The sequence below is a fragment of the Corallococcus sp. AB049A genome (genome assembly GCF_003668885.1).
Classification (GTDB): domain Bacteria; phylum Myxococcota; class Myxococcia; order Myxococcales; family Myxococcaceae; genus Corallococcus; species Corallococcus interemptor.
Genome location: NZ_RAWL01000039.1, coordinates 1 through 26082 on the forward strand (window position 1 = coordinate 1; position 26082 = coordinate 26082).

At 71.4% G+C, this 26082-nt stretch carries 22 protein-coding genes; 7 read left to right on the forward strand and 15 right to left on the reverse strand.

What is annotated here, in order from left to right; all coding sequences use genetic code 11:
- Nucleotides 1-237: 237 nt before the first annotated feature.
- Nucleotides 238-1209: a squalene/phytoene synthase family protein gene (locus D7X55_RS06730; protein WP_158616175.1), complete on the reverse strand. Its 972-nt coding sequence runs from the start codon at nucleotides 1207-1209 to the stop codon at nucleotides 238-240.
- 143 nt (nucleotides 1210-1352) lie between these two features.
- Nucleotides 1353-3071 (reverse strand): dipeptidase, encoded by a 1719-nt coding sequence (locus D7X55_RS06735; protein WP_121722574.1) that lies wholly within the window; start codon nucleotides 3069-3071, stop codon nucleotides 1353-1355.
- Nucleotides 3072-3290: 219 nt separating this feature from the next.
- On the opposite strand from D7X55_RS06735, the gene D7X55_RS43265 reads away from it, so the two are divergent.
- On the forward strand, nucleotides 3291-3446 hold the full coding sequence (locus D7X55_RS43265; RefSeq protein WP_158616174.1) for a hypothetical protein: 156 nt from the start codon (nucleotides 3291-3293) through the stop codon (nucleotides 3444-3446).
- A gap of 30 nt (nucleotides 3447-3476) precedes the next feature.
- On the opposite strand, the gene acs is transcribed toward D7X55_RS43265, so the two are convergent.
- Together acs and D7X55_RS06745 are read right to left on the reverse strand one after the other, a co-directional pair.
- The gene (gene acs, locus D7X55_RS06740) at nucleotides 3477-5429 is read right to left on the reverse strand and encodes an acetate--CoA ligase (protein ID WP_120547410.1); all 1953 of its coding nucleotides are present in this window, start codon (nucleotides 5427-5429) and stop codon (nucleotides 3477-3479) included.
- Between the two features lie 63 nt (nucleotides 5430-5492).
- The gene (locus D7X55_RS06745) at nucleotides 5493-5975 is read right to left on the reverse strand and encodes a hypothetical protein (RefSeq protein WP_233609648.1); all 483 of its coding nucleotides are present in this window, start codon (nucleotides 5973-5975) and stop codon (nucleotides 5493-5495) included.
- A 73-nt stretch (nucleotides 5976-6048) separates the two neighbouring features.
- On the opposite strand from D7X55_RS06745, the gene D7X55_RS06750 reads away from it, so the two are divergent.
- The 4 genes from D7X55_RS06750 to D7X55_RS06765 all read left to right on the forward strand — a co-directional run bounded on the left by D7X55_RS06750 (nucleotide 6049) and on the right by D7X55_RS06765 (nucleotide 12334).
- Nucleotides 6049-6471, forward strand: coding sequence for an NUDIX hydrolase (locus D7X55_RS06750; protein ID WP_120547408.1), 423 nt, complete (start codon nucleotides 6049-6051; stop codon nucleotides 6469-6471).
- A 12-nt stretch (nucleotides 6472-6483) separates the two neighbouring features.
- The gene (locus D7X55_RS06755; protein WP_233609649.1) at nucleotides 6484-7611 is read left to right on the forward strand and encodes an RIP metalloprotease; all 1128 of its coding nucleotides are present in this window, start codon (nucleotides 6484-6486) and stop codon (nucleotides 7609-7611) included.
- Between the two features lie 159 nt (nucleotides 7612-7770).
- Nucleotides 7771-11568, forward strand: coding sequence for an ATP-binding protein (locus tag D7X55_RS06760; protein WP_121722575.1), 3798 nt, complete (start codon nucleotides 7771-7773; stop codon nucleotides 11566-11568).
- Between the two features lie 85 nt (nucleotides 11569-11653).
- Nucleotides 11654-12334 (forward strand): hypothetical protein, encoded by a 681-nt coding sequence (locus D7X55_RS06765; protein WP_120547462.1) that lies wholly within the window; start codon nucleotides 11654-11656, stop codon nucleotides 12332-12334.
- Between the two features lie 12 nt (nucleotides 12335-12346).
- On the opposite strand, the gene D7X55_RS06770 is transcribed toward D7X55_RS06765, so the two are convergent.
- From D7X55_RS06770 to uppS, 10 genes are all read right to left on the reverse strand, one after another.
- Entirely contained in the window at nucleotides 12347-13009 is a 663-nt protein-coding gene (locus D7X55_RS06770; RefSeq protein ID WP_121722576.1) for a molybdenum cofactor biosynthesis protein MoaE, read from the reverse strand.
- Between the two features lie 26 nt (nucleotides 13010-13035).
- The gene (locus D7X55_RS06775; RefSeq protein ID WP_121722577.1) at nucleotides 13036-14844 is read right to left on the reverse strand and encodes a PKD domain-containing protein; all 1809 of its coding nucleotides are present in this window, start codon (nucleotides 14842-14844) and stop codon (nucleotides 13036-13038) included.
- A gap of 11 nt (nucleotides 14845-14855) precedes the next feature.
- On the reverse strand, nucleotides 14856-15581 hold the full coding sequence (locus D7X55_RS06780; RefSeq protein WP_121722578.1) for an MXAN_2562 family outer membrane beta-barrel protein: 726 nt from the start codon (nucleotides 15579-15581) through the stop codon (nucleotides 14856-14858).
- A complete protein-coding gene (locus D7X55_RS06785) occupies nucleotides 15578-16627 on the reverse strand; it encodes an MXAN_2561 family MXYO-CTERM-anchored protein (RefSeq protein ID WP_120547403.1) in 1050 nt (349 codons plus the stop codon). The genes D7X55_RS06780 and D7X55_RS06785 overlap by 4 nt, the downstream gene beginning before the upstream one ends.
- Nucleotides 16628-16762: 135 nt before the next feature.
- The gene (locus D7X55_RS06790) at nucleotides 16763-17794 is read right to left on the reverse strand and encodes an aspartate-semialdehyde dehydrogenase (protein ID WP_120547402.1); all 1032 of its coding nucleotides are present in this window, start codon (nucleotides 17792-17794) and stop codon (nucleotides 16763-16765) included.
- A 67-nt stretch (nucleotides 17795-17861) separates the two neighbouring features.
- Nucleotides 17862-18605: a tRNA (adenosine(37)-N6)-threonylcarbamoyltransferase complex dimerization subunit type 1 TsaB gene (tsaB, locus tag D7X55_RS06795; RefSeq protein WP_120547401.1), complete on the reverse strand. Its 744-nt coding sequence runs from the start codon at nucleotides 18603-18605 to the stop codon at nucleotides 17862-17864.
- A gap of 23 nt (nucleotides 18606-18628) precedes the next feature.
- Nucleotides 18629-19111, reverse strand: coding sequence for a septal ring lytic transglycosylase RlpA family protein (locus tag D7X55_RS06800; RefSeq protein ID WP_121722587.1), 483 nt, complete (start codon nucleotides 19109-19111; stop codon nucleotides 18629-18631).
- Between the two features lie 10 nt (nucleotides 19112-19121).
- Nucleotides 19122-20753 carry an RIP metalloprotease RseP gene (gene rseP, locus D7X55_RS06805; protein ID WP_120547400.1) on the reverse strand — a complete coding sequence of 544 codons (1632 nt, stop codon included), beginning with the start codon at nucleotides 20751-20753 and terminating at the stop codon, nucleotides 19122-19124.
- 84 nt (nucleotides 20754-20837) lie between these two features.
- Nucleotides 20838-21665: a phosphatidate cytidylyltransferase gene (locus D7X55_RS06810; protein WP_120547399.1), complete on the reverse strand. Its 828-nt coding sequence runs from the start codon at nucleotides 21663-21665 to the stop codon at nucleotides 20838-20840.
- On the reverse strand, nucleotides 21662-22459 hold the full coding sequence (gene uppS, locus D7X55_RS06815; RefSeq protein ID WP_121722588.1) for a polyprenyl diphosphate synthase: 798 nt from the start codon (nucleotides 22457-22459) through the stop codon (nucleotides 21662-21664). The genes D7X55_RS06810 and uppS overlap by 4 nt, the downstream gene beginning before the upstream one ends.
- 138 nt (nucleotides 22460-22597) lie before the next feature.
- Between uppS and D7X55_RS06820 the strand changes: the two genes are divergently transcribed.
- Nucleotides 22598-23413, forward strand: coding sequence for a tetratricopeptide repeat protein (locus D7X55_RS06820; protein ID WP_121722579.1), 816 nt, complete (start codon nucleotides 22598-22600; stop codon nucleotides 23411-23413).
- On the forward strand, nucleotides 23410-24252 hold the full coding sequence (locus D7X55_RS06825) for a putative metal-binding motif-containing protein (protein WP_147470038.1): 843 nt from the start codon (nucleotides 23410-23412) through the stop codon (nucleotides 24250-24252). Before D7X55_RS06820 ends, D7X55_RS06825 begins: the two co-directional genes overlap by 4 nt.
- Nucleotides 24253-24262: 10 nt before the next feature.
- Here the strand turns inward: D7X55_RS06825 and D7X55_RS06830 are convergent, their stop codons facing one another.
- A complete protein-coding gene (locus tag D7X55_RS06830; protein ID WP_121722581.1) occupies nucleotides 24263-26038 on the reverse strand; it encodes a serine/threonine-protein kinase in 1776 nt (591 codons plus the stop codon).
- Nucleotides 26039-26082: the final 44 nt, after the last annotated feature.

Here is a 26082-nt window from a genome sequence, read left to right on the forward strand (position 1 = left end):
CGTCCACAGTCCGCGCTGACGCGCGGCGGCGAAGGGCAGCTCCCCACCCCGCCGCTCCACCCCGGCCCGCTGGCGCTGCACCCTCGGCGGCGAGGCCTCCCGGCGCGCGGGGAAGTAGACGATGACCGCCGGTGCCGAGCGGGCGCAGTTCATGGGAGGCACGACTCCAGAGGGGGAACACCTGCACCGGAATCATCCGGCGCTGGCGCCCTGGAGTTGCGTCCCGGTCAACGCTTTTCAGGGGCCGCCGGGCATGGGGCCGGCGAGCGCCTCCACGGCCTCCGGGAGCATGCCCCGGGAGAGCGCGGCCTGGAGGGTGTCCAGCTGGGCCGTCACCACCGCGCGCGACACCTTGGCGCCCGCGCCGTCGCGCACCAGCAGCTCCAGCGTGGCCTGCGCCAGGAGGAGCGGCAGCGTGGTGAAGGCGAGCACGTCCCGGGGCGCGCCCGCCAGGTGCAGGGCCCGCACGTAGCGCGCGGCCGCGACCAGGTCCTGGCCCGCCAGCTGCTCCACGTCCTGGAGCTGCACGCCGGCCGGGAGCCACACCCGGCCCTCCTTCCGGTCCTGCCGCGCGTCCTTGAGGATGTTGACCAGCTGGAGCCCCTCCCCGAACAGCGGGGCCAGCGAGCGCAGGTTCGGCGCGAACAGCGCCAGGCGCGGATCCAGGACGAACAGCTCCGTCAGCAGCTCGCCCACCAGTCCCGCCACGATGTAGCAATAGTCACGCAGGGACTGCAGTGACCCCAGCTGCAACAGCCCGCCCTCGGAGGCGCCCTCCAGCACCTGCCCCATGCCCTGCACCGTCTTGAGCACGAAGTGGCGCAGGATGGCGCCGGCCTCCGGGCGCAGCGCGTCCAGGCTGGCCAGGAGCGTGGGCGTGCGCGCGAGCAGGTCCAGGTAGCCCGCGTTCTCGCTGGGACGGCGCGACAGCCACTCGCGAGACAGCGCCCCGGCGTCCACGCCCGGCGCCTCCTGGAGCAGGGACGCGAAGGCGGCCAGCGCCGCTCTGCGCTCGTCGCGCGTCCAGGGGGCGGCGTCCTCCAGCGTGTCCGCGACGCGCAAGAGCAGGTAGCCCAGGCCCACCTCGCGGCGCAGCGGCTCGTCGAGCAGCGGGATGGCGAGCGCGAACGTGCGGCTGGTCCGCTCGAGGAAGTCCGCCAGCTCGTCATCCCGGAACGCAGAGGCCGTCTGGGTGGGGGCGTCACTCAAGGCTTGAGTCCTCCGGCAACGGGCGCCGCGCTGCCACCCGGCGCCCTCACTGCCACAAGCCATCCCCCGACACACGCGAGAACGTGCGGTCCAGCGCGCGCGGTTTCCTCGTACGGACACCGCGCGCCTGGAATCCGGGGACGTCAGGGCGCCGGAGCCACGGTCGGCTTCGGGGCCGCGGGCTGCGCGGGGGCCGCGGGCTGGGCCGGCGCGGCGGGGGCCACGGCGGGCTTCGGCTCCGGCTTCTCGCGCGACTCCAGCATCTTGCCGTTGTCCGCGGCGATGCGGCGGTACCACGCGTCCGGGTAGCGCGGGTGGCCCACCTTGCCCGTGTTGTCGCGCACGTTGCCGTCGATGTACTTCACCAGCAGCTGCTCACCCAGCTTGCGCCAGCGCGCGTGCACCTTGTCGCCCTGCTGCAGGGAGTACTCGGTGAGGTACTGGCGGGCCTGCTCCGGCGTCCGCTTGTAGAGCACCTGCGCGATGCTTTCGATGTTGGCCTGGTCCGCCAGGAACTGGCCCTCCAGGTCGCCCTGGGCCTTCTGCACGTCGACAATCATGTCGCTCCAGCGCCCATAGGCCTGGTTCGACACCCAGTTGAAGACCCAGAAGGACGAATCCCAGGAGAACTCCCCGCGGCTGGCCACGCCCTGGGCGAAGTTCTTCGGCACCTGCCGGATGCCCGCGTACATGGGCGTGTAGACGGTGGTGAAGGTGTCATCCACGCCGAACCAGAGCACGCCGCCAATGGCGTCCGGCAGCGCGGAGCGCATCTGCGCGACGAAGGAGAAGCCCGTCTGCTGCGTGGAGATGGCGCGCTCGTGCACGTAGCTCTTGCCGTCCACGTCCCACGTCATGGGGCGCCAGCGGTAGGGCACCGCGTAGGGCCCGGCGCCCACGTCCTTGGACATGTCCAGCGGCGTGCCCTCGAAGTGGTCGCGCATGAGGGCCATGGCGTCCTGCACGGACACCTTCTTGTCCGGCCTCACCCACAAGGGCAGCCGCTTGCCGAGGTCCGCGCCGTCCGCGTACTCCACGCCCAGCTTCAGGGACGGGGCCGCGCGGCGGAAGATGCTCCACACGCGCCCCTCGCTGAAGCGCTGCCCGCCGAAGTCCAGCGGGTGGTACGTGTCCGCGAAGCTGAAGTCCTTGTCCGCGCCCGTGTACCAGCCCTTCGCGCGCGCGAAGGAGATGACGTCCGGCGAGTACAGCGTGGTGGCGCTGTCGTTGAGCGGGAACTGGCGGATGCGCGACTGGTTGGCGTGCGCGGAGATGTAGCCGTCCGGCAGCTTGCGGGCCACCCACACCGCGCCCTTCTGGCCCTCGCCCTTGCCAATCATCTCCAGCAGCCACGCCTCCTTCGGATCCGCGATGGAGAACGTCTCACCGGTGGACGCGTAGCCGTACTCCGCGACCAGGTCCGTCATCACCTGGATGGCCTCACGCGCCGTCTTCGCGCGCTCCAGCGCGATGTAGATGAGCGAGCCGTAGTCGATGATGCCCGCCGGCCCCTCCAGCTCCTTGCGGCCCGTGAAGGTGGACTCGCTGATGGACAGCTGGTGCTCGTTCATGTTGCCCACCACCGAGTAGGTGGAGGCCGGCTGTTTGATGCGCCCCAGGAACTTGCCGGTGTCCCACTCCACGACGTCGCGCATGGCGCCGGCCGCGTGGCGGCGGGCGGGCGTGTAGTACAGCTCGCCGTAGAGCTCGTGCGCGTCCGCCGCGTAGGTGATGAACGTGGAGCCGTCCGTCGTGGCGCCCTTCGTCACGAGCATGCTGGTGCAGGCGTCCGCGACGACGGGGGCCACGAGCACCGCCGTCAGCGGCAGCGCGGTGAAGAGGGTCGAGGGGAATCGGTTCATGGCGGCGCAATCTAGCAGGACCGCCGCCCGCTGCCCGCCCGGACAGGTTGCCCGGCACGCAGGCACCCTGCCGCACGCCGCCATGCAAGAAGCCGATGGCCGCCGAGCGCCGCGCTACTTCCCGGCCCCCACGTTGGATGGCACCTGTCCCGGGGGAACGCTAGGGTTGCGTTTGACTGCCCGGGGACCTCCCAACCCCGGCTCCCTTTGGAGGACGGCGTGACGGAGATCGTGGTGGGCCTGGTGGTGTTCTTCGTCCTCACGGTGGTGCTGGGTCCCGCCCTGTGGAGCTCCCGCATCTGGTGGAGCAAGGCGGACCGCGAGCAGGTGAAGGACAAGTACGGCCGCCCCCAGAAGGATCCGAAGGACGCTTGAGGAGGCGGCCGCTGGTGGTGCGCTGAAGCGCTACTCGTCGTTCTGGCGCAGCGCGGCCAGCACGTTGAGGTCCTCCAGCGTGGTGGTGTCCTGCGAGGACTGCTTGCCCGCGGCCACGTCGCGCAAGAGCCGGCGCATGATCTTCCCCGAGCGCGTCTTGGGCAGCCCTTCCGCGAAGCGGATCTCATCCGGCCGCGCGATGGCGCCAATCTCCTTGCCCACGTGCACGGCCAGCTCCTTCTTGAGCGCGTCCGAGGGAGGGTTGCCCTGCTTGAGCGTCACGAAGGCCACGAGCGCCGTGCCCTTCAGGTCATCCGGGCGGCCCACCACGGCGGCCTCGGAGACCTTCGGGTGCGCCACCAGCGCGCTCTCCACCTCCGCGGTGCCCAGGCGGTGGCCGGCCACGTTCACCACGTCGTCCACGCGCCCCATCAGCCACACGTAGCCGTCCGCGTCCGTGCGCGCGCCGTCGCCGGTGAAGTACATGCCGGGCAGCTCGCTGAAGTACGTGTTCACGTACCGCTCCGGGTCCCCGTACACGGTGCGCAGCATGGACGGCCAGGGCTTGGTCACGAAGAGCAGCCCGCCCTGCCCCTTGGGCACGCGCTTGCCGTCGCGGTCCAGAATCTCCGCGTGGATGCCGGGCAGCGGGAAGGTGGCGGAGCCGGGCTTGGTGGGCGTGGCGCCGGGCAGCGGGGAGATCATGATGCTGCCCGTCTCCGTCTGCCACCACGTGTCCACGACGGGGCACCGCCCCCCGCCGATGACCTCGCGGTACCACATCCACGCCTCGGGGTTGATGGGCTCACCCACGCTGCCCAGCAGGCGCAGCGAGGTCAGGTCGTGCTTCTTCACCGGCTCGTCACCCAGGCGCATGAAGGCGCGGATGGCGGTGGGCGCGGTGTAGAGGATGGTGGCCTTGTAGCGCTCGATGATGTCCCAGAAGCGGTCCGGGCCGGGCTGCGTGGGCGCGCCTTCGTAGATGATGGTGGTGACGCCGTTCATCAGCGGGCCGTAGACGACGTACGAGTGGCCCGTCACCCAGCCCACGTCCGCGGTGCACCAGTAGACGTCGTCGTCGCGCAGGTCGAACACCCAGCGCGTGGTGAGCGACGCCATCACCGCGTAGCCCGCCGTGGTGTGCAGCACGCCCTTGGGCTTCCCGGTGGAGCCGGACGTGTAGAGGATGAACAGCGGGTGTTCGCTCTCCACCCACTCCGGTTCGCAGACGTCGGACTGGCCCTTCACCAGCGCGTCCCACGCGAGGAACTTCGGGCCTTCCGGCAGCTTGCCGTCCCCGGTGCGGGTGAGGACGACGACCTTCTCGATGCTGGGGGCGTTGGGGAGCGCGGCCTCCACGTTCTTCATCAGCGGCACCACCGCGCCCTTGCGCCAGCCGCCGTCCGCGGTGAGCAGCACCTTCGCGCCCGCGTCCTTCATGCGGTCCTGGAGCGCTTCCGCGGAGAAGCCGCCGAACACCACCGAGTGCACCGCGCCCAGCCGCGCGCACGCGAGCATCGCGACGGCGGCCTCCGGCACCATGGGCAGGTAGATGCCCACGCGGTCGCCCTTCTTCACGCCCAGCGACTTGAGGCCGTTGGCCAGCCGGTTCACCTGCTGGGACAGCTCTCCGTAGGTGATGCCGCGCCGGTCGCCGGGCTCGCCCTCGAAGAGGATGGCGGGCTTGTCCTTCAGCTTCGGCAGGTGCCGGTCCAGACAGTTGTACGCGAGGTTCGTCTTCCCCTCGACGAACCAGCGCGCGTGGGGCGGCTTCCAGTCCAGCACCGTCTGGAAGGGCTCCTTCCAGTACAGCTCCTCGCGGGCGCGGTCGCCCCAGTACGTGTCCGGATCCTTCGCGGCTTCGTCCCACAGCCGCTGATAGTCCTGCATGCCGCGGATGCGGGCCCGCCGGGAGAAGTCCTCGGGCGGGGGGAAGACGCGGGACTCGGTCAGGACCGAGACGATTGCGTGAGGGTCTGCCATGGGCGTTCCTCCAGCTTCGGCGTGGGAACAGCCCTCCTGTTGTAGGAAGCCCCTTGCGCTATCTCAAGGGTTCCCTTCACAGCGTTTGTTCCCCTGAACGCCATCGAAGCGGAACCACAGCTCGCAGGTGCAGTCGGTGATGTTGTTGGCTTCGTACGCCAGCCGCATCTGGCCCTGGAACTGGGTGGCGCACACGGGGGTCGCGTCCAGGTGCACGCGGACCTGATCGAGCAGGCACTCATTCGTCCCGTCAACGGTGGTGCTCACGTTGGCCACGCTGCCGTCGGCGGTGAACGCCTCGCCGTCCTCCAGGACGTAGCCCTCCAGCTGCATGTTCTGCACGCCGAAGTCCGCGCGCACCACGCGCCCCGCGATCTGGAGGTTCAGCTGGAGCTTCCCCTGGAACTGGTCCAGCAGGTCACAGTCGTCGCGCAGCGTCTCCGTGGGGATGAGCTCGTACTCGCCCTGGTTCTGGACGTAGGGCAGGCAGCCCGTCAGGGTGGCGGCCAGGGCGGCGGTGAGGCTGAGACGTCGCAGGGTAGACACGGCACGCACCATCCCCCACGGGAGGCATCCGGAACGGGCGCTCGGCAGGGGGCTTTGGGTAGAGTGCGACGCCATGCCTGAATACCGCAACCCCAAACCCACCGTGGACTGCATCATCGAGTTGTCCGGCGAGCGCATCGTGCTCATCCGCCGCGCGAACCCGCCGGTGGGCTGGGCGCTGCCGGGGGGCTTCGTGGACGAGGGCGAGCCGCTGGAGAAGGCGGCCATCCGCGAGGCCAAGGAGGAGACGGGGCTGGACGTGCTCTTGACGGAGCAGTTCTTCACCTATTCGGATCCGTCCCGCGACCCGCGCCTGCACACGATTTCGACGGTGTTCATCGCGCAGGCGACGGGTGAGCCGGTGGGCGCGGACGACGCGGCGGAGGCGAAGACGTTCACCGTGGACGCGCTGCCCAAGGACCTGTGCTTCGACCACGGCACCATCCTGTCCGACTACCTGACGTACAAGCGCACCGGGAAGCGCCGCAAGCTGTAGGGCGGATCACGGATGCACTACCTGTTCGTCCTCCTGGCGCTCGGAGCGCTGCTCATCGTCCATGAGCTGGGGCACCTGGTGGCCGCGCGCCTGTTGGGCGTGCGGGTGCCGCGCTTCACCGTGGGCTTTGGACCGCCGCTCCTGTCGTTCCGCCTGGGCGGGACGCAGTTCGTGCTGGGCGCGGTGCCGCTGGGCGCGTCCGCGAACCTGCAGGGGATGAACCCGCACCGCTCCGCGGAGGAGGACACGTCCGGGTTCGGCACGCTGGGGCCGCTCAAGCGGATGGCCATCATCCTCGCGGGGCCGCTGGCGAACTACGCCGTGGCGCTGGGGCTCCTGTTCGCGCTGTATTCCTCCGGCACGCACGTGGTGGTGCCGCTGACGGTGGGCACGGTGGTGCCGGGTTCGGAGGCGGCGCGGGCGCAGCTGTTGCCCGGTGACAAGCTGGTGGCCGTGGGCGGCAAGCCGCTGGAGAGCTGGTCGGACTTCGTCACGCGCGTGGCGGACGGCGTGGGTGCACCGCTGGAGCTGTCGGTGGACCGGCACGGCGAGCCGCGCACGGTGACGGTGCGGCCCCGGGCGGACGAGCGCGGCGCGGGGCGCATCGGCGTGAGCCAGCAGTACGTGTTCCGCACGCACGCACCCGGCGAGGCCTTCACGCAGTCGCTGGTGCACACCGGGCGCGTGGCGTCCGAGACGGTCTCCACGCTGCTGGCGCTGGTGCGCGGGCCCCAGGTCGCGGGCAAGGCCGGGCCGGGCGCGCTGATGCGCCAGGAGTCCTCCGACGTCGCGTCGTCCACCGCGTCCGGCGCGGATGCGCTGGTGCGCGCGCTGGTGGCGGCCTCCGTGGCGCTGGCGATGCTGACGCTGGTGCCGGTGCCGGGGCTGGATGGCGGCCGGGTGCTGCTGCTCGCCATCGAGGCGGTGAGCGGACGGCGGATTCCTCCGCGCGTGGAGACCGTGGCGCAGACGGCCGGGTTCCTCTTCCTGTCCATTGGCATCGTGGCCACGGCGGGCGCGGAGATCGTCCGCGCGCTGCCCTCGCCCCAGGCGCCTGTCGCCATGCCGCCCGCCGCCGCGACGCCGCCCGCCGAAGCCGACGCGGGCACCCCGCGCGTCGTGACGCCCGCGCTTCCCTGAGGCGTCCGCCCGCCTGCTCCCCCGTCATCCGCGCGGGAAGAGGAGCCCCTGTTGGATGGCAGGCGCTGCACGCTTGCGCCCAACCTCGTTGATTGCACGGCCGCGTGCGCGCCAATAGAAGCGAAGGCTTTCCCCCACTTCGCGCACCTCGAGCTCCGAATGCCCCAGCCCCTGCCCCCCGCCATTTCCCCTTCCGAGGAGCGACACTTCGCGGGCGGCGGCGAGATGGGTGAGCTGGTGCGCGCGCTGGACTGGTCCAGGACGCCGCTGGGTCCCTCCAGCGAGTGGCCCATCAGCCTCAAGACGATGGTGGGCGTCGTCCTGCACAACCGGTTCCCCATGCTGATGTGGTGGGGCCCGGAGATGATCCAGCTCTACAACGACGCGTACCGCCCGGTGCTCGGCCTGAAGCACCCCGGCTCCATGGGTGCGCCGGGCGAGAAGGTCTGGTCGGAAATCTGGGACGTGGTCGGCCCCATGGCCCGAGGCGTGCTCAACGGTGGGCCCGCCACCTGGAGCGAGAACCTGGCGCTGTTCCTCAACAGCCGGGGCTTCGTCGAGGAGACGTTCCACACGTTCTCGTACAGCCCCATCCCCGACGAACAGGGCAGCGTGGGCGGCGTGCTCGTCACCGTGCGCGAGACGACGCAGGAGGTGCAGCACGACCGGCAGCTGCGCATGCTGCGCGACCTGGCGGCGCGCTCCGCCGACGCGAAGTCCCCGGAGCAGGCGTGCCAGGCCAGCCTGGACGTGCTCTCCGGCAACGACCTGGACCTGCCGTTCTGCCTGCTCTACCTGCTGGACGCGAAGGGCACCGCCGCGCAGCTCGCGGGCGGCACCCAGCTGCCCGACGCCGTCCTGGCCGCGCTGCCCGTGCAGCAGTCCCTCCTGGCCGGGTCCAGCGCCGACTGGCCCTTCGCCGAGGCCGCGCGCACCGGTGAGGCCGTCGTCGTGAAGGACCTGGGGCAGCGCCTGTCCGCCCTGCCCGCGGGCCGGTGGAACACGCCGCCGCCGCTCGCCGTGGTGCGCGCCCTGACGCGGCCCGGCCAGTCGCGGCCGTCCGGCTTCCTCGTGGGCGGCGTCAGTCCCCGCCGGCTGCTGGACGCGGCCTACCACGCCTTCTTCCAGGCCACCGCCGAGCAGGTCGCCGCGTCGGTGGCCAACGCGCGCGCCTATCAGGAAGAGCGCCAGCGCGCGGAGGAGCTGGCCGCGCTGGACCGCGCGAAGACGGCCTTCTTCAGCAACATCAGCCACGAGCTGCGCACGCCGCTCACGCTGCTGCTGGGCCCCACCGAGGACGCGCTCGCCAGCCCCGAGCGCGCGCTCCAGGGCGAAGCGCTGGAGACGGTGCACCGCAACGCCGTGCGCCTGCGCAAGCTGGTCAACACACTGCTGGACTTCGCGCGCATCGAGGCCGGGCGCGTGCGCGCCACCTATGAGCCCACCGACCTGGCCGCCCTCACCGCCGGGCTCGCCAGCGCGTTCCGCTCCGCCATCGAGCGCGCGGGGCTGGTGCTGGACGTGGACTGCCCGCCCCTGCCGGAGCCGGCCTGGGTGGACCACGAGATGTGGGAGAAGATCGTCCTCAACCTCGTCTCCAATGCGCTGAAGTTCACCTTCACCGGCGCCATCACCGTGGCGCAGGCGCTGAAGGACGGGCACATCGAGCTGCGCGTCACCGACACGGGCACCGGCATCCCCTCGCACGAACTGCCCCGCCTCTTCGAGCGCTTCCACCGCGTCCACGGCGCCCGCGCGCGCTCGCACGAGGGCTCCGGCATTGGCCTGGCGCTGGTGCACGAGCTGGTGCGGCTGCACGGCGGCACCCTGAATGTCCAGAGCGAGCTGGACCGCGGCACCACCTTCACGGTGCGCATCCCCACGGGCTTCGCGCACCTGCCGGCGGAGCACGTGACGTCCGCCAGGAGCCAGCGCACGCAGCCCGCGGGCGCGGACCCCTACGTGCGCGACGCGCTGGGCTGGCTGACGGAGGCGCCGCCCGCGCCGGAGGACGGGCGCGAGGAGCCCGCGTCCATCGACCCGGCCGTGCTGGGCCTGGAGCGCGGGCGCGTGCTGCTGGCGGACGACAACGCGGACATGCGCGAGTACGTGGGCCGGCTCCTGGGGGCCCACTGGACGGTGGAGGCGGTGGCGGACGGAGAGGCCGCGCTCCAGGCCGCGCTCGCCCGGCCCCCGGACCTCATCCTGTCCGACGTGATGATGCCCCGGCTGGACGGCTTCGCGCTGTTGCAGGCCCTGCGCGCCGACGAGCGCACCCGCACGGTGCCCGTCATCCTGCTGTCCGCCCGCGCGGGCGAGGAGGCCCAGGAGGAGGGCCTTGCCGCGGGCGCGGACGACTACCTGGTGAAGCCCTTCTCCACGCGCGACCTGCTCGCGCGCGTCACCGCGCAGCTGACGCGCTCCCGCCTGCGCAAGCTGGAGGCCGCGCACGGGGAGCGCCTGGCGCGCATCTTCCAGCACGCGCCCGTGGGCATCGCCATCCTGCGCGGCCTGGAGCACGTCTTCGAGTTCGCCAACGAGAACTACCTGAAGCTGATTGCCCACCGCGACGTGAAGGGCAAGAGCATCCGCGAGGCCCTGCCGGACCTGGCCGACCAGGGCATCTACGAGCTGCTGGACGGCGTCCACGCCACGGGCGAGCCGTACATCGGCCGCTCCCTGCGCGTCGTCTTCAACGACGGCCCCCACCAGTCCACGCGCGAGGTGTTCCACGACTTCGTCTACCAGCCCATGAGCGACGCGAAGGGCCAGGTGGAGTCCATCATCGTCGTCGCCTTCGACGTGACGGAGCTGGCCACCGCGCGCCGCGAGGCGGAGTCCGCCAACCGCGCCAAGGACGAGTTCCTCGCGATGCTCGGCCACGAGCTGCGCAACCCCCTGGCCCCCATCCTCACCGCGCTCCAGCTGATGCGCCTGAGGGGCGACACCGCCGCGGAGCGCGAGCGCACGCTCATTGAACGGCAGGTGACGCACCTGGTGCGCATGGTGGACGACCTGCTGGACGTCAGCCGCGTCACCCGGGGCAAGGTCACCCTCAAGCGCGAGCGCATCACGCTCACGGACGTGGTGGCCAAGGCCATCGAGCAGACGAGCAGCCTCATCGACCAGCGCCAGCACATGCTGGAGGTGGACCTGCCCGACCGGGGCATGGACCTGAGCGGCGACCCCACGCGCCTGGCGCAGGTCTTCGCCAACCTGCTCACCAACGCGGCCAAGTACACGGAGCCGGGCGGCTTCCTGGCCGTGACGGGCACGCGCGAGGGCCGGGAGCTGGTCCTCAGCGTGCGCGACACCGGCGTGGGCATCGCGCCGGAGATGCTGCCGCGCGTGTTCGACCTCTTCGTGCAGGAGCACCAGGCCCTGGACCGCTCCCAGGGCGGACTGGGGCTGGGGCTCGCCATCGCGAAGAGCCTGGTGACGCTGCACGAGGGCGCCATCAGCGCGCACAGCGCCGGCCGGGGCCGCGGCAGCACCTTCACCGTGCGCCTGCCCGCGCTGGAGGCGGAAGCCCCGGCCGCGCTGCCCACGCCGCAGCCCGGCACGCTCGCCGTCCCGGAGCCCACGTCCGTGAGCGCGCGCGTGCTCATCGTGGACGACAACCGGGACGCGGCGGACGTGCTCTCCGAGTCCCTGGAGTTCCTGGGCTGCACGACGCGCGTGGCCTACGACGGCCCCACCGGCCTCGAGGCGGCGAAGGAGTTCGGCCCCGAAATCGCGCTCCTGGACATCGGCCTGCCGGTGATGGACGGCTACGAGCTGGCCCGGCGGCTGCGCCAGCAGGAGGAGCCCCGCGCCCTCAAGCTGGTGGCGGTGACGGGCTACGGCCAGGAGTCCGACCGCCAGCGCTCCAAGGCCGCGGGCTTCGACGCGCACCTGGTGAAGCCGCTGCACTTCGAGACGCTGGAGTCGCTGCTCAAGGACCTGACGAGCGCCTGAGGGGCAGGCCGCCCGTCGTCCAGGGGACGTCCGGCCCACGAAGCGAAGGCCGGGCGGCCGCGAAGGCCTTATGCTCCGGCCCCACATGCCCACGCCTTCCACGCCCTCCGCCTCCGTGGCGGACGGTGGACTCTTCTGCGAGCTGTACTGGGGCACCTCCCTGGCGGAGGCCTGGAGCTATGGCCCCGAGTTGGGCCAGGTCCACGCCGCGCCCGACGAGACGGCCCCCCTGCCCCTCTACGGCTTCACGCTGCCGGAGGAGCCCTTCCTCCTGGCCGAGCGCACCGCGAAGGGCTGGCGCATCCACGTGCCGCCGTCCGCGCGCGTGGAGAAGAGCCTCAAGGGCCATGACTTCCACCCGGTGGGCCCGGAGGAGCTGACGGGCGCGCCGGGCCGCACCGCCGTGGAGCTGCACGAGGGCATGACGCTGCGGCTGGTGGAGGGCGAGCTGCGCCTGCTGGTGCAGCCGTCCGTGGTGAAGGAGCGCGCGGGCCGCTTCCGCGTGCGGGACGTGGCGTGGATCATCACCGTGGCCATCCTCTTCCTGAGCGCGCCCGTCGCCTTCCTCGCCATGGGGCCGGACCCGGCGCGCATGGCCGCGAACAACGCGCGCGCGCTGCAGGTGGCGCACGACAAGGAGGAGGCGCGGCGCAAGGCGATGGGGCTGGATCAGCCGCTCAAGCCGCTGACGGAGTCCGAGCGCGCCAGCCAGCAGCAGGACGGCGGCGCGCGCGTCACCGTCCCCGCGAGCTTCGGCGTGCGCTAGGTCAGGGCGAGGTCAGGGCCCAAGGCCCACCCAGACCTCGCCGTCCTCGAAGAACTCCTTCTTCCAGATGGGCACGTCCTGCTTGAGCCGCTCGATGGCGTACTCACAGCCCCGGAAGGCCTCCTGGCGGTGCGCGGAGGCCGCGGCGATGACGACGGCCAGCTCCCCCGGCACCAGCGTCCCCACGCGGTGCATGATGGCCAGCCGCGTGCCCGGCCACGCGCGGGCCACCTCGCCGCCAATCTCCGCGAGCTTCGCTTCCGCCATGGGCGCGTAGGCCTCGTACTCCAGCCGCAGCACGCGCCGGCCCTTCGTGTGGTCGCGCACGGCGCCGGAGAACGTCACCAGCCCGCCAGCGCCGGGTGACGCCACCGCGTCCACGACGTCCGACAGCTGGAGCGGCCGGCCCACCACGAGGAAGAGGCCCGGAGACCCGCCCGCCACGGGCGGAATCAGCGCCAGCTCCGCGTCCGGCGCCACCGGCGAGTCCAGCTGGACGAACTGCTGCTGCACCGCCACGCGCAGGTGCGGCAAGAGCGGCGCCAGCGGCGGATGTTTCGCGGCGAGCAGCGCCAGCACGTCCGAGACGCGGGCCCCGGGTGGCACGTCCAGCGACTCACGGGACAGGCCCGCGCGCTCGCGGGCGGCGGCGAAGTACAGCACGGTGACGGCCATGGCGCGCCTCCTGGTGTGTGCGGCCCCTAGCGCTCGCGCAGCACGACGCGGCCCTGGAGCCGGCCGCCGCCTTCCGCGGGGGCGAAGTCGAGGAACCCGTATTCGAAGGGGGTGAACCGCTCCAGGAACGCCGTGACGAAGACCTGGCTCGCCAGCAGCTCCGTCGAGCCCACCCCCGGCACCGAGCGCACGCTGGCGAGGTCCGCGCGCAGCCGCCCCATGTCCACCATCAGCGACAGGTGGCCCGGCCCGAACGCCTCCGCGCCGAAGCGCGTGCGCAGCGTCGCGCCCACGTCCCCCGTCTCGCGGCGGGTGAGCACCTCGCCGGCCTCCAGCGTGGCGCGCTCCGGGGTGAGCGTGAGCGACACCGGCTGCTCCAACAGCCGCGTGCGGAAGCGCGTGGTGTTGCCCTGCGCCTCCCTCTGGAAGACGAGCCCGTTGTCCTGCAGCTGCTTCTGGATGAGCTGGAGCACCGGCTGCTCGGACGCGAGCCCCGCCTCCATCACCACCGTGCCCTTGGGCGCGGGGCGCCGGTCCCGGATGAAGCTCTGGAAGAAGGCCGCCGCGTCGAAGTAGACGAGCATCGCCACGTCGCCGCGCAGCGCCTTCAGGAGCGGCTCCGCGTCCAGCCCCTGCGAGCGCCAGCGCTCCAGCGTCCGCTGCCGCCGGGGCGACTCCGGCGAGCCGAACACCAGCCGCGCCAGCTCCTCCGGAGGCACCGACAGCTGCGCCGCCGCCATCGGCCCCACCGCCGCGCGCCCCAGCAGCTGCGACGCCGGCCCCCGCGCGCCGCCCAGGAGCGGCCGGGACGAGGACAGGAAGCCGTCCAGCTCCGCCTGATCCGCCTGCACCGCGAGCGCGCCGAAGAAGCCGCGCACCGGCATGTCCTCCTTCTCCGCCTCCGGCACCGGCGGCGCGGAGAAGAGGAACACGCTGCCGTCGCGCACCTTGCCGCGCAGCTCTTCAAGCAGCGCGTTCTCGGAGAGGCCCGGCCCGGACAGCGCCTCCACCTTGCGGCGCACCTGCTCCACGTCCGGGGACTCCACCACCGCCAGCGCCTTCACCGTCTCCCCGGGCTCCGGCGCGTCCGGTGAGTCCGGCACCGCGAGGTACACGTAGCCCCGGTCCGCGAAGAGCAGCATGGCGTTGCCGCCGTCCACCGGCTCCACGCGCGCGCTGCCGTCCTCGCGGGGCAGCACCTGGTGGCCGGCATCCCGCAGCTCGCGCGCCACGGCCGCGAGCGCCGCCCGCGAGTCCGTCACGCCCAGGAGCGCCACCACGCCGTCGAAGTCCGGCAGGATGAAGAAGCCGAAGCCCTCCTCCGGGTCCACCTCCGAGGGACCGCTGCCCAGGCTGCGCAGCAGCAGCGGCAGGAGCGGCGTGTCCGCCAGCGTCCGGCGCGCGTTGCCCCGGCCCACCAGCCGCTCGTAGAAGTCCACCAGCCCCTCCACGTTGCCGCGCAGGCGGGGCACGTAGAGCACCGTCTGGGCGTCGGAGGGCACCGCGCGCAAGACCGGGCGCGGCACCACGGTGAGCACCACCCGGGCCAGCTCCTGGTCCTTGTCCAGCGCCCGCACCGTGTAGCGGCCCGCGGTGGAGAAGGCGTGGCGCACGCCCGGCGCCGTCTGGGGCGGCGTGCCGTCACCGAAGTCCCAGGTGACGGCGGGCGCCTTGGGCGCGGAGGAGCCGAAGGCCTCCGGCACCCCCGCCTCCAGCGTGCGCTCCGGCCCCAGGTCCGGCTTCAGGTTGCGGCAGCCGGTGCCCCCCAGGCCCACGACGGCCAGGAGGAGGAGCAGCGGAAGCGGAGGAAGGGGCGCGCGGGGACGGGAGGCCATGGGCCTTTCGGTTAGTAGTCCAACGCCAGACCGAACATCCAGCGCCGGCTGCCCAGGTTCAGGCCCTTGCCGCCGAAGTTGTTCACATCCGCATGCGTGTACTCGGCGAAGAGGTACGAGTGGTTCACGCCCAGGTCCGAGTCGAAGTCGCGCGCGAAGCGCGGCTCCAGCACGTCCAGGAGGAACGACACGCCGGCGGTGCCCCCCCAGCCCCACTTGCCGCCGCTGGCCTTGCTGCCCTCGACGACCTCCGTGGCGCTGCCCTTGGTCATCCACCACGGCGAGTAGATGAGCCCCAGCTTGGCGTACGGCACCAGCGGGATGCCCCAGCGGAAGGCCGCGTAGTCGAACTTGTAGAAGGCGTTGAGCTGGATGGGCAGCACCTTCAGCGCCGCCTTGTCCGCCGCCGTCGAGCCGTCGTCCAGCTTCGCGTCCGCGTACTTCTCCGCGTAGCCCACGCCCAGGCCCAGGCCCGCCGTGCCGATGCCCTGGTAGAAGAAGCGCTGGAGCTCGCCCTCGATGAGCAGCAGCGACGCGTCACCGAAGGTGTCCTTGTACGGCGTCGCGCCCTTGTCCTGGAGGGCCTTCTCCGAGTCGATGCGCGGCTTGTAGCCGCCGCCACGGAAGATGACCGCGCCCGTGCGCGGAGAGCGCGTGGGGATGGTCACCTCCTGCGCCACCGCCGGTACCGCCAAGAGAAGCGCCGCGACTCCCAGGCCCACAGCCCTGCTGCTCATGACACCTTCCTCCGAGACGACAACCAGATGCCCAGCGCGGCCAGCACCGCGCCACCCGCGATACCACCGCCGGTCGCGGCACACCCGCCGCGCTCCTCGCCGCCACCCTCCACATACGCATCGAACAAACCATTGCTCTTCACGGGCGTCGCATCCACCGAGGCGGACGCGGGGCTCTCATTGCCCGCGGCGTCCCGGATGATGGCCTGGAGCCGGTACGTCACGCCATTCGTAAGGCCGGTGATGACGACGTTCCCCTCGCCGGACGCCTTGTCGACGCGCGTCACCGGACCCGCGGTGCCTTCCAACGCCAGCGACCCCACCAGCCCCGCCCCGCCATCGTCCGTGCCCGCGTCCAGGTCCATGCCCGCGTCCACGTCCGAGCCCGCGTCGGCGTCCGTGCCGGCGTCGGTGTCCGTGCCCGCGTCGGAGCCCGCCGTGGCCACCATCGCCACCTCCACGATGACGGTGGAGTTCGACTCCGCGCCATCCACCTGCACCGACAGCGCCGAGTCCCGGGCAATCACCTTGCCGATGCTGGGCGTTGCGGGCGGCTGCGGGTCGAACTTCACCACGTAGGGGGGCACGCCCACGTTGGAGAAGGTCTCCTGGCAATCCAGCCCCAGGCTGCCGCCCACCCGCCGCGCGGACGCGCACAGCTTGAAGGAGATCTCCGTGTCCTGGGTGTCGCACGTCGCCGCGGTGCCCGCGTCCGCGCCGGTACCGCGCGCGGCGAGCACCTGCGCCACGCTGAAGCTCACGGCGCCGTTCAGCACGGAGCTGGACGGGTCCAGGGTCTCCAGGACCAGGTCCGTGGCCGCGGGCCGCGTGCCGCAGGTCCCCTGGGTCACGTAGATGTAGAGCGGGTCCTCGCAGGAGCTCCCGGTGCGCTGCCAGTTGAAGCGGCGCGGCTGGCCACACTCACTCTTGGGCACCGTGACGGTGTTGTTCGTGGCGGTGGAAGAGCTCGTGAACGTCACCTGTGGCCCCGTCTGGGCCACGGCCGTGGACGCGAAGAGCAGGAGGCCAATGAAGGGAAGGCGCATGGATGGGAGGGAGGCTAGCAAGGGCGGGGCCACCCTCAAGCCCCGTCCGGACGGCCTGTTCCCAAGGAAAACCCCCGGTTCTGGCGCCTTCGCGCGCCAAACAGGCAAGGTGCCTCCGGGGGCTTTGCCAAATTGTCAGGCGGGGCGTTCCGCCAGCTTGAGGCCCGCCTCCACCAGGTGGGCGGCGGCGCGGCCGGCGTTGTCCACGGAGGCGAAGAGGGTCACCCACTCCGGGGCCTGGGGGAAGGCGCGAACGCGGCCCACGTGGACGGCGGGGTCGCTCATCACCAGCATGGGCATGGGGTAGATGCGCTCGCCGGGGGCATCCAGCACCTTGAGGGACGGGGACGTCTTCAGGGCGGCGCGCACCTGCTCCACGGGGCCCGGCTTCTTCAGCTGCACGTTCACGGTGAGGCCGTGGCCGTGGAAGGTGGGCACCTGCACGGCGGTGCCGGCCAGGACGGGCGTCTCCCCCAGGGCGGCGAAGAGGCGCGCGGCCTCCAGCGTCCAGCCGCCCTCCTCTTCCGTCCACGGGCTGTTCACCATGAAGCCGCCCACCTGGGGCACCAGGTTGAAGCCCACGCGGTGCGGGAACGCCTGCGGCTCCGGCTCGCGGCCGGACAGCAGGTCCGCGGTCTGCTTCTCCAGTTCGGTGATGCCGCGCACGCCCGCGCTGGAGGCGCCCATCAGCGCCGTCACCTGCGCGCGCACCACGCCGAACGCGCGGCGCAGCGGCTCCACCAGGTGCACGGCGGAGCTGGTGACGATGCCCGGCAGGCTCACCACGCGGCCCTTGAAGCTGAAGCCCGGCCCCAGGGCCTCCGTGTTGAAGCCCGGGAGGATGAGCGGCACGTTGCCGTCGCCGCGGAAGGCGCTGCTCGCGTCCACCACCCACGCGCCCGCGGACTGCGCGGCCGGCGCCAGCGTGCGGGAGGCCTCCGCGGGCGTGGCCAGCAGCACGACGTGGATGCCCCGGAAGGCGTCCGCGGAGGCCCGCTCCACCTCCAGCGTGTCCTCGCCGTACTCCACCTCCAGGCCCTTGGAGCGCTCCGAGCCGAAGGCCTGCACCTGCTCCACCGGCACGTCGCGCGCGTACAGGTTCGCCAGCACCTCACGGCCCACCACGCCCGTGGCGCCCACCACGGCAATCCGAAGGTTCTCTCTCATGACGCGCTCCTTTACGTCAGCGCCCCCGCCCATGCGAGCCCGACGAAGCGCCCTTCGGGTGGAGGCGTCAGTCTTCCTTCAGCCGCGCCGTGGGCGCGGGGCCCGGCAGCGGCGGGAACTTCGGGTTGCGCTCCGGTTCGGAGGCGCGGACGTAATGCGGCTCCAGGGCGAACAGGGCCTCCCGCGAGTAAGCCTCCGGAAGCCGCGCCAGGCGCCCCACCTCCACCGCGGACGGGAAGGCCGGGCCGGACAGCAGCCGGTGCGGCGCGACGCCGTGCTTCTCCAGCGCCTGGCGGTAGTCCGCGAGCGCCGGCCCCAGCGCCACGGCCGTGGGCTCGGCGGCCATGCGCTGAGCGACCTCCTCCGGCGACATGGCCGTCTCCGGCTCCAGCGCCTCCACGGTGTGCCCCACGCGGCGGTAGGCGCCCAGGTACAGGTCGTCCTTGCGCGCCACCGCGAGGCAGAAGAGCGGCACGCCCTCCGGCCCCTCCAGCGCCACCGCCGCCAGCGACGACGCGCCGGCCACCTTGAGCCCCGTGGCGTACGCGAGCGCCTTCACCGTGGCCAGGCCGATGCGCAGGCCCGTGAAGGACCCCGGCCCCAGGCCCACCGCCAGCCCCTCCAAATCCTTCAGCTTCACGCCGTGGCGCTGGAGCAGGTCCCCGACGACGCCGGGCAGCACCTCGCTCTGCTTGTCCGGCGGAGGAACCACGACGTGCTCCACCGCGCGCACGTCCGTCCCCTGGCGTTCCACCAGGGCGAGCGACAGCGTCAGCGTGGAGGTGTCCAGCGCGAGCAACACAGGCGACATCCCTTCTTTTCGTTCGAATCGCTTCAGGCCACAGCGGCCCAGAACTCCACCGGCACCTGCGACACGCGGTCGCTGGCGCACCGGTACAGCCGCACACGCGCCAGGCCCTTGTCCAGCATGTCCAGCTTCTTCGCCGCGGCCTTCGACAGGTCGATGATGCGCCCGTCCACGAAGGGGCCGCGGTCGTTGACGCGCACCTCCACCTCGCGGCCGTTCTCCATGTTCATCACCTTCACGCACGACCCGAAGCGCGCCGTGCGGTGCGCCGCGGTGAGGGCGTTCTGGTTGAACTTCTCCCCGCTGGCGGTGGGCCGGCCGTGGAGGCCCGGGCCGTAGAAGGACGCGAGGCCCTCCCCCAGGTAGTTGCGCGGCATCTTCTCCCGGCGCGTCACCTTCGTGCCTTCGTCACCGGAAGAGGTCTCCGGCGGCTGGGGCTTGGCGGCGCGCTGCGCGCAGCCGGTGAACAAGCCCATCCCCAGGAAAAGGAGCGCGGTCCGTCCTCGCATCATCACCTCGCTAGCGGGTCACGTCGTTGGTCACGGCCAGCAGCATCAGCAGGATGAGGAGCGCCAGGCCCACCATGTTCGCCACCTCGCGCACGCGCACGGGGATGGGGCGGCGGCGGATGCCCTCCCACGCCGCGGACAAGAGGTGGAAGCCGTCCAGCACCGGGATGGGCAGGAGGTTCATCACGCCCAGGTTGATGGAGATGATGGCCATCAGGTTGAGGAAGCTGTCCAGGCCCTGCTCGGCGCTCTTGGCGGCCAGCTGGTACATCATGATGGGGCCGCCAATCGTGCTGGGCGACACCTTGCCCACGAACAGCCCGCCCAGCACCTGCACCATCTGTCCGACAATCTTCGGGACGATGAGCGCGGCCTCCTTGAAGGCGGCGGCCGGCCCCAGGTCGATGGTCACCTTCTCCACCGGCGGGATGTCCGCGCTGGTGAAGCTCCACGGGCGCACGCCGAACACCAGCGGGGCGCTCGTCTGACCGTAGTCGTCGCGCGTCTTGAGCGGCGCCTGCGCCAGCTTCTCCGTGCGCTCGCCCTTTTCCCCGCGCCACGTCAGCGTGAAGGGCTGGGCCTGCAGGCCGTTGAGCACCGTGGCCAGCTTGTTGAAGGACTTCAGCGGCGTGCCGTTGATGGCCACGATGCGGTCGCCCGGGACGATGCCGGCGCTCTCCGCCACGCTGCCCGCGGCCACGCTCGCCACGTAGAGGTCCGCGGCCTCCGCGCCCAGCGCCGCCGCGCCCTCACCCGGCTGACGCGGCAGGGACACCTCCACGACCTCCGGGAGCCGGCCGGTGACGGCGCCCACGCCCACGGGGGCCAGGCGCGCCACGCTCAGCTTCATGGGGGTGCCTTCGGGGACCTTGGCGACCTCGCGGAAGAGCGCGGCCTCGTCCTGCACGTGCACGCCGTTGACGGACAGCACGCGGTCAAAGCTCTGGAGGCCCGAGGCTGCCGCGGGGGACGTGGCCGGCACGCCCACCACCGGCGGCTGCGGGTAGGGGCTCACGCCAATCATCCCGCGCTCGACGGTGTCCACCGGGGACACCTCCGAGCTCTTCTCCGGCGTCACCTCCACCACGCGCTGCTGCCCTTCGCGCTCCAGCGTGATGGGCACGGGGCGGTTGAACTTGCCCACGAACGCGTCGCGCATGTCGTCGAAGGTGCGGACCGGCTCGCCCTCCACGGACAGGATGCGGTCCCCGGGGCGGATGCCCGCGGCGGCGGCGGCCATGTCCGGCGACACCATGCCCACGCGCGTGGACAGCGTCTCCTGGGGGCCCAGGAAGACGAAGAAGTAGACGAAGATGGGGAACAGCAGGTTGAAGGCCGGGCCCGCCAGGACGATCAGCCCGCGCTTCCAGGGCGGCTGGGCCAGGAAGCCGCGCGCGGCCTCTTCCGGCGGGAGCTCCTCGTGGGGGAGGTCCCCGGCCATCTTCACGAAGCCGCCCAGGGGCAGCAGGGCCACCTGGTACTCCGTCTCGCCCTTGGTGAAGCCGATGAGCTTCGGTCCGAACCCGATGGAGAACTTGAGGACCTTCACCCCGCAGGCCTTGGCCACGAGGAAGTGGCCAAGCTCATGCACCGTGACGAGCACGCCCAAGAGGAGGATGAAGAACCCGAGGTTCTGGAGCATGGGCCGAAGAGTAATCGCGCCCCCCGGGAGGGACAACGCACAACGCAGGGTGCAGGCCAGCCGAGCAGGCGCGAAATCAGGCACTTACGGCAGCAGGTGCCTCACGAACTGCACATAGACGAACACCAGGGGCGCGTTGAAGATGAGCGCGTCGATGCGATCCAGCACGCCGCCGTGTCCGGGAATGAGCTTTCCGGAGTCCTTCACGCCGTAGGCGCGCTTGAGCATGGACTCGCACAGGTCGCCGACAGGGCCCAGCAGTCCGCCCAGGATGCCCAGCACCACACAGTCCCAGACGGTGAAGGTGGGGAAGAAGCCGAGCTTGGCGATGAACATGCCCAGCACGGAGCCCACCATGCCGCCGAAGAAGCCCTCCCACGTCTTGTTCGGGCTGACCGCGGGGTAGAGCTTGTGCTTCCCGAGGAAGCGGCCGGCGAAGTACGCCAGCGTGTCGTTGGCCCAGGTGATGGTGAGCGCGCAGATGACCCACGCGTGCCCTTCCGGCAGGAGGCGCAGCGCGGACAGCGCGGTGAGGCCGATGGAGCCGTAGAGAAAGCCGGTGACGAGGTGCGCGGCCCGGGTGGGGGCCTCCGCGAGCACGCCCCGGAACAGGTTGTAGATCCACGCGAAGAAGAAGAAGACGGACGTCAGCCAGAAGGCCGCCTCGCCGGTGCGCGCGGCGTCCCTCAAGGGGAGCAGCGGCATCACGAAGGCGAAGGCCATGCCCACCCAGGCGGCGGCGCCCAGGCGCTTCTGGGTGATGAGGTAGTACTCCCCGGCGCACACGGCCGCGGCGGCGCCCAGGAGGATGGCGCTGTAGTACCCGCCCAGGAACAGGAGCAGGAGCACCAGCGGCAGGAGGGTGACGCCTGTGACAACGCGGATGAGGAGGTTCTTGTTCTTCTCGTTCACGCCTTGGCCCGCTGGGGGGTGTCGTCCCGGTTGACCTGGGCGGACGTCAGACCGAAGCGCCTTTCGCGGCCCTGGAACTGCGACAGGCAGCGCAGGAACTCTTCGGTGCGGAAGTCGGGCCACAGGGCGTCGGTGAAGCACAGCTCGGCGTACGCCAGTTGCCAGAGCAGGAAGTTGGAGATGCGCTGCTCGCCGCTGGTGCGGACGATGAGGTCCACCGGCGGCAGCCCGGCGGTCCACAGGCGCGACTCCAGGTCATCGGCGTCCAGGTGCGCGGGGTCCAGCTCGCCGCGGGCCGCCGCCTGCGCCAGGTCGCGCGCGGCGCGCAGCAGCTCCTCGCGGCCGCCGTAGGAGAGCGCCAGGGTGAGCACCATGCCCGTGTTGTGGGCGGAGTCGGCGCGCAGGCGCTCCAGGGGCTCGCGGACGTAGCGCGGCAGCTTGTCCACCTCGCCAATGGCGTTGAGGCGGATGCCGTTGTCGAGGATCTCCGCGCGCTCGGACTCCAGGTACTCGCGCAGCAGGTCCATCAGGCCGGCGACCTCTTCCGGCGGGCGGGCCCAGTTCTGGGAGGAGAAGGCGTAGAGGGTGAGGGCCTGGACGCCCACGCGGCGCGCGGTGCGGGTGACTTCCCGGACGCTGACGCTGCCCTCGCGGTGGCCTTCCAGCCGGGGCTGGCCGCGAAGCTCCGCCCAGCGGCCGTTGCCGTCCATGATGATGCCCACGTGGCGCGGGAGCGGCCGGGCCTTGACCTGGGCCTCGAGGGCGGTGGGCAACACGGTAAGAGGGCGATCCATGAAGCCGCGCACCCTAGCGGCGGCGCCGCGTCGCGTCCACGGGCGCGTGGCCCCTCGGTCCCTCGCGGGTGTTGAGTGGTCGCCTGCTGGGGGTGAGCGGTTCGAGGGCCAACAGGAACCCGGTTAGAGTGGTCTTCCATGAAAACTCCTCATGGGTGGCCCTCGGTCCGGGTGCTCGGCGGGCTGCTTGGTTTCTGGGTGCTGGGGGTGGGTCCGGCCTTCGGGCAGGCGGCCGGGACGGCGGTGTCCCGGCCCGCGAACGCGTACTTCGACGCGGCGATGGCGGAGGCGGCCCGGCTGTACGAGGACCTGGAGTCCGAGCAGGCGCTGGCGGCGGTGACGCGGGCGAAGCGGCTGGCTCGGACGGAGGAGGAGCGCAGCCGGGCGGCCATCTATGAGGGCCTGGTGCTGGCGGACCTGGGGCGGCGTGAGGAAGCGCGGGCTTCGTTCCGGGCGGGGCTGGCGCTGGCTCCCGAGGCGAAGCTGCCGGCGAAGGTGTCTCCCAAGGTGGAGGGGGACTTCGAGTCGGTGCGGCAGGAGCTCGCGGCGGTGAAGAAGCCGGTGGATGCGCCGGTGCGGCCTCCGGTGGTGGAGGAGAAGCCGGTGGTGCTGGCTCCGCCTCAAGTCGCGGCGGTGCCGGCTCCAGGGGTGGATTTGAAGGCGGATGCCCGTGAGCGCGGGACGCGCCGTGTGCCGACGGTGTCGTGGGTGCTCCTGGGCACGGGGGTGGTGGCGGGCGGTGTGGGATCCATCCTCGGGCTCCAGTCGCGCGGCAACGTGGACTCCGCGCGCAATGCGGACCTGTCCGCCGATGTGAGCGGGCACCTGGACGACGCGCGGGGCCAGGCGGTCGTGGCGAACGTGCTGTTCGGCACGGCGCTGGCGGCGGCAGTGGGCGCGGTCACGACGTACTTGCTGAGCGGGGACTCCACCGTCGCGGAGGCGGGACGGTGAAGAACTGGCTCGTGGCGGCCGTGGCCTCGGGGTGCCTGGGCATTGGATGCTCCGTGCCGGAGACAACCCCATTCACGCTGGAGCGGTTCTGCCAAGGGGGCGGATCGCAGACGATGGAAGGACTCTTGCGTGTTGATCCCAGCGCCTGCGACCGTGGGCTGGAGCTGATCGTCCAGCCAAAGGGTTTCAATCCTGGCTGCATTCGCGTGGCGCTTTGGACGAAGGACGGCAGCGGGGCCGCGTCAACCGTGCTTCTGCGGGATCCTCAAACGAGCGGTGGGGCGGAGTTCCACGCGGTTGCCTTGTTGTCCGACGCAGTGCGAGCCGAACTCCGGCTCGAGGTGGATGCATTCGCACAGGACTGCGACACGGCGCCTTTCACAAGCCAGGCATTCATCGTCGCTCAACCTGAAAAGGGACAGATCGCGCAATCCCTTATCGAATTGTCTGCCCTTGATGCGGATGGAGACGGGTTTTTCTCCAAGGAAACTGGAGGCACCGACTGCGACGACTCCAACTTCTCAATCAAGGACAAAATCGCGTGGTATCCCGACATGGACGGGGATGGCTACGGAAGCAACTCCAACACCGTCCCTGTCGCCCGTGCGTGTAGCGGCCCCCGCCAGACCGCCAACAACAACAAGGATTGTAACGACAATGAACCCCTGGTCAGGCCCGGTCAGGCGGAAGTCCGCTGCGACGGACGGGATGACAATTGCGACGACCGCGTCGATGAGGCTTTCAATGTCGGGACCTTCTGCTGGTTGCCACAGGGGGAGTGGGGAGTGAGTGTCTGTGACCCGGTAAATCCGGCACGGGCCCTCTGTACCAGCCGATAGGAAACGCCCGTCACTCCGACGCGAGGTTGAGCTTGAAGACGTTGTCCTGCCCGGCCTTCACCTCGAAGGACTTGGTCACGTCCTTGCCCAGGTCGTAGTTCACGACGCGCACTTTATGCATGCCCTCCGTCGCATCCACGGCGGCGAAGGGCGTCTGCCCCAGGGGCTTGCCGTCCAGGTACACCAGGCCGAACGGACGGACGCGGAACTCCACCTTGAGCTTGGGCAGCTCACGGCGGGACGTGACCGCCGGCCGGCGAGTCGTCACGGGCTTCGTGGCGACCACCGGGGGCGGCTCAACCACCTGCACCTGCCCCGCATCCCGCGTCTCCTCGGGGGGCCCCGCATCGAGCGGCACCTCGGCCACGACGACTGGCGTGCCACTGTCCACCGTGACAGGCGCGGTCACCACCGGCACCTCGGGCTCGATGGGTGTCGCGGATCCGGCGTCGTGCTGGACGACCTGCGGAGACTCACCCCGGCCCAGGAGCGCCAGCCCACCCACGAGCCCTGCCATGCTCACCAGCACCACCGCTCCCGCCGCCATCTTCCGGCCAGCACGCGGTGTCGCCGCCTTGCCAGACTCCGAAACCTCCACCGGCTTGAACCACGTGGAGCGCTCGCCCCGGGCCGCGGGCAACAGACTTCCCGCCGACGGTGTCGCGGGATCCGTCGCCGCGGTCCCCGACGCCGTGACCGCGGGCGCCACCATCGACGCGTCCGAGGGCACCGGATCCCACGACGTGCCCACCCGGGCAGGCATGGGCGTCGTCACCGCCTCCACCCTGTCGGGCGGCTTCGGGACAGGCTCGGGCCGGACCAACTCCGCCGTCTCCCTCGCCTTCACGGGCGTGGACGCGGGTGTGGCCTCCACGCCCTCCATCACCTGCGCCACCAGCCGGGCAATCTGGTACGCGCCCACGGGCTCGCCCAGCGACAGCACGAAGCGCTCCAGGTCCGCCTGGAACGCCCGGCAGTCCGGATACCGCTGCTCCCGGTCCTTCGCGAGCGCCCGCTCCAGGATCCGCTGCATCGCCTCCGGCAGGTCCGGCCGGCGCTTCAGCGCGGGCACGAACGGCTCGAAGAGGATGGCCTGCATCATGCTCACGTCCGTCGTCGCGTCGAACGGACGCTTCCCGGTGAGCAGCTCGTAGAGCACGATGCCCAGCGCGTACACGTCCACGCGCCCGTCCATCGCCTTCGCCTGGAGCTGCTCCGGCGGCATGTACGCGATCTTCCCCTTCACCACCCCCGTCGCCGTGCGGTGGCTCTGCCCCGCCACCTTCGCGATGCCGAAGTCCACCACCTTCACCGCGCCCTGCCGCGACACCAGCACGTTCTCCGGAGAGATGTCCCGGTGCACCAGCCCCAGCGGCGCCCCCGTCTCCGGGTCCGTCAGCTCGTGCGCGAACGCCAGCCCCTCCGCCGCGGACGCCACCATCTTCGCGCACACCGCGGGCGACAGCGGCTGCTTCAGCTCCGTGGAGCGCTTGATCAGCCGGCGCAGCGTGGGCCCGTCGATGTACTCCATCGCCAGGAAGTAGCTGCCGTCCACCTCGCCGAAGTCGAAGATCTGCACCACGTTCGGGTGGTCCAGCCGGGCGGCCAGCTGCGCCTCGCCCAGGAACATCTCCACGAACGCCTCATCCTCCGCCAGGTGCGGCAGGATGCGCTTGAGCACCAGCGTCTTCTCGAACCCACGGGGTCCCGCCGCCTTCGCGAGGAACACCTCGGCCATCCCGCCCGTGGCGAGCTTCCGCACCAGCTGGTACTTCCCCAGTTGCATGGACGGAGAGCTTTCCCATGGTTCACTGGAAAAGTGAAACCCTC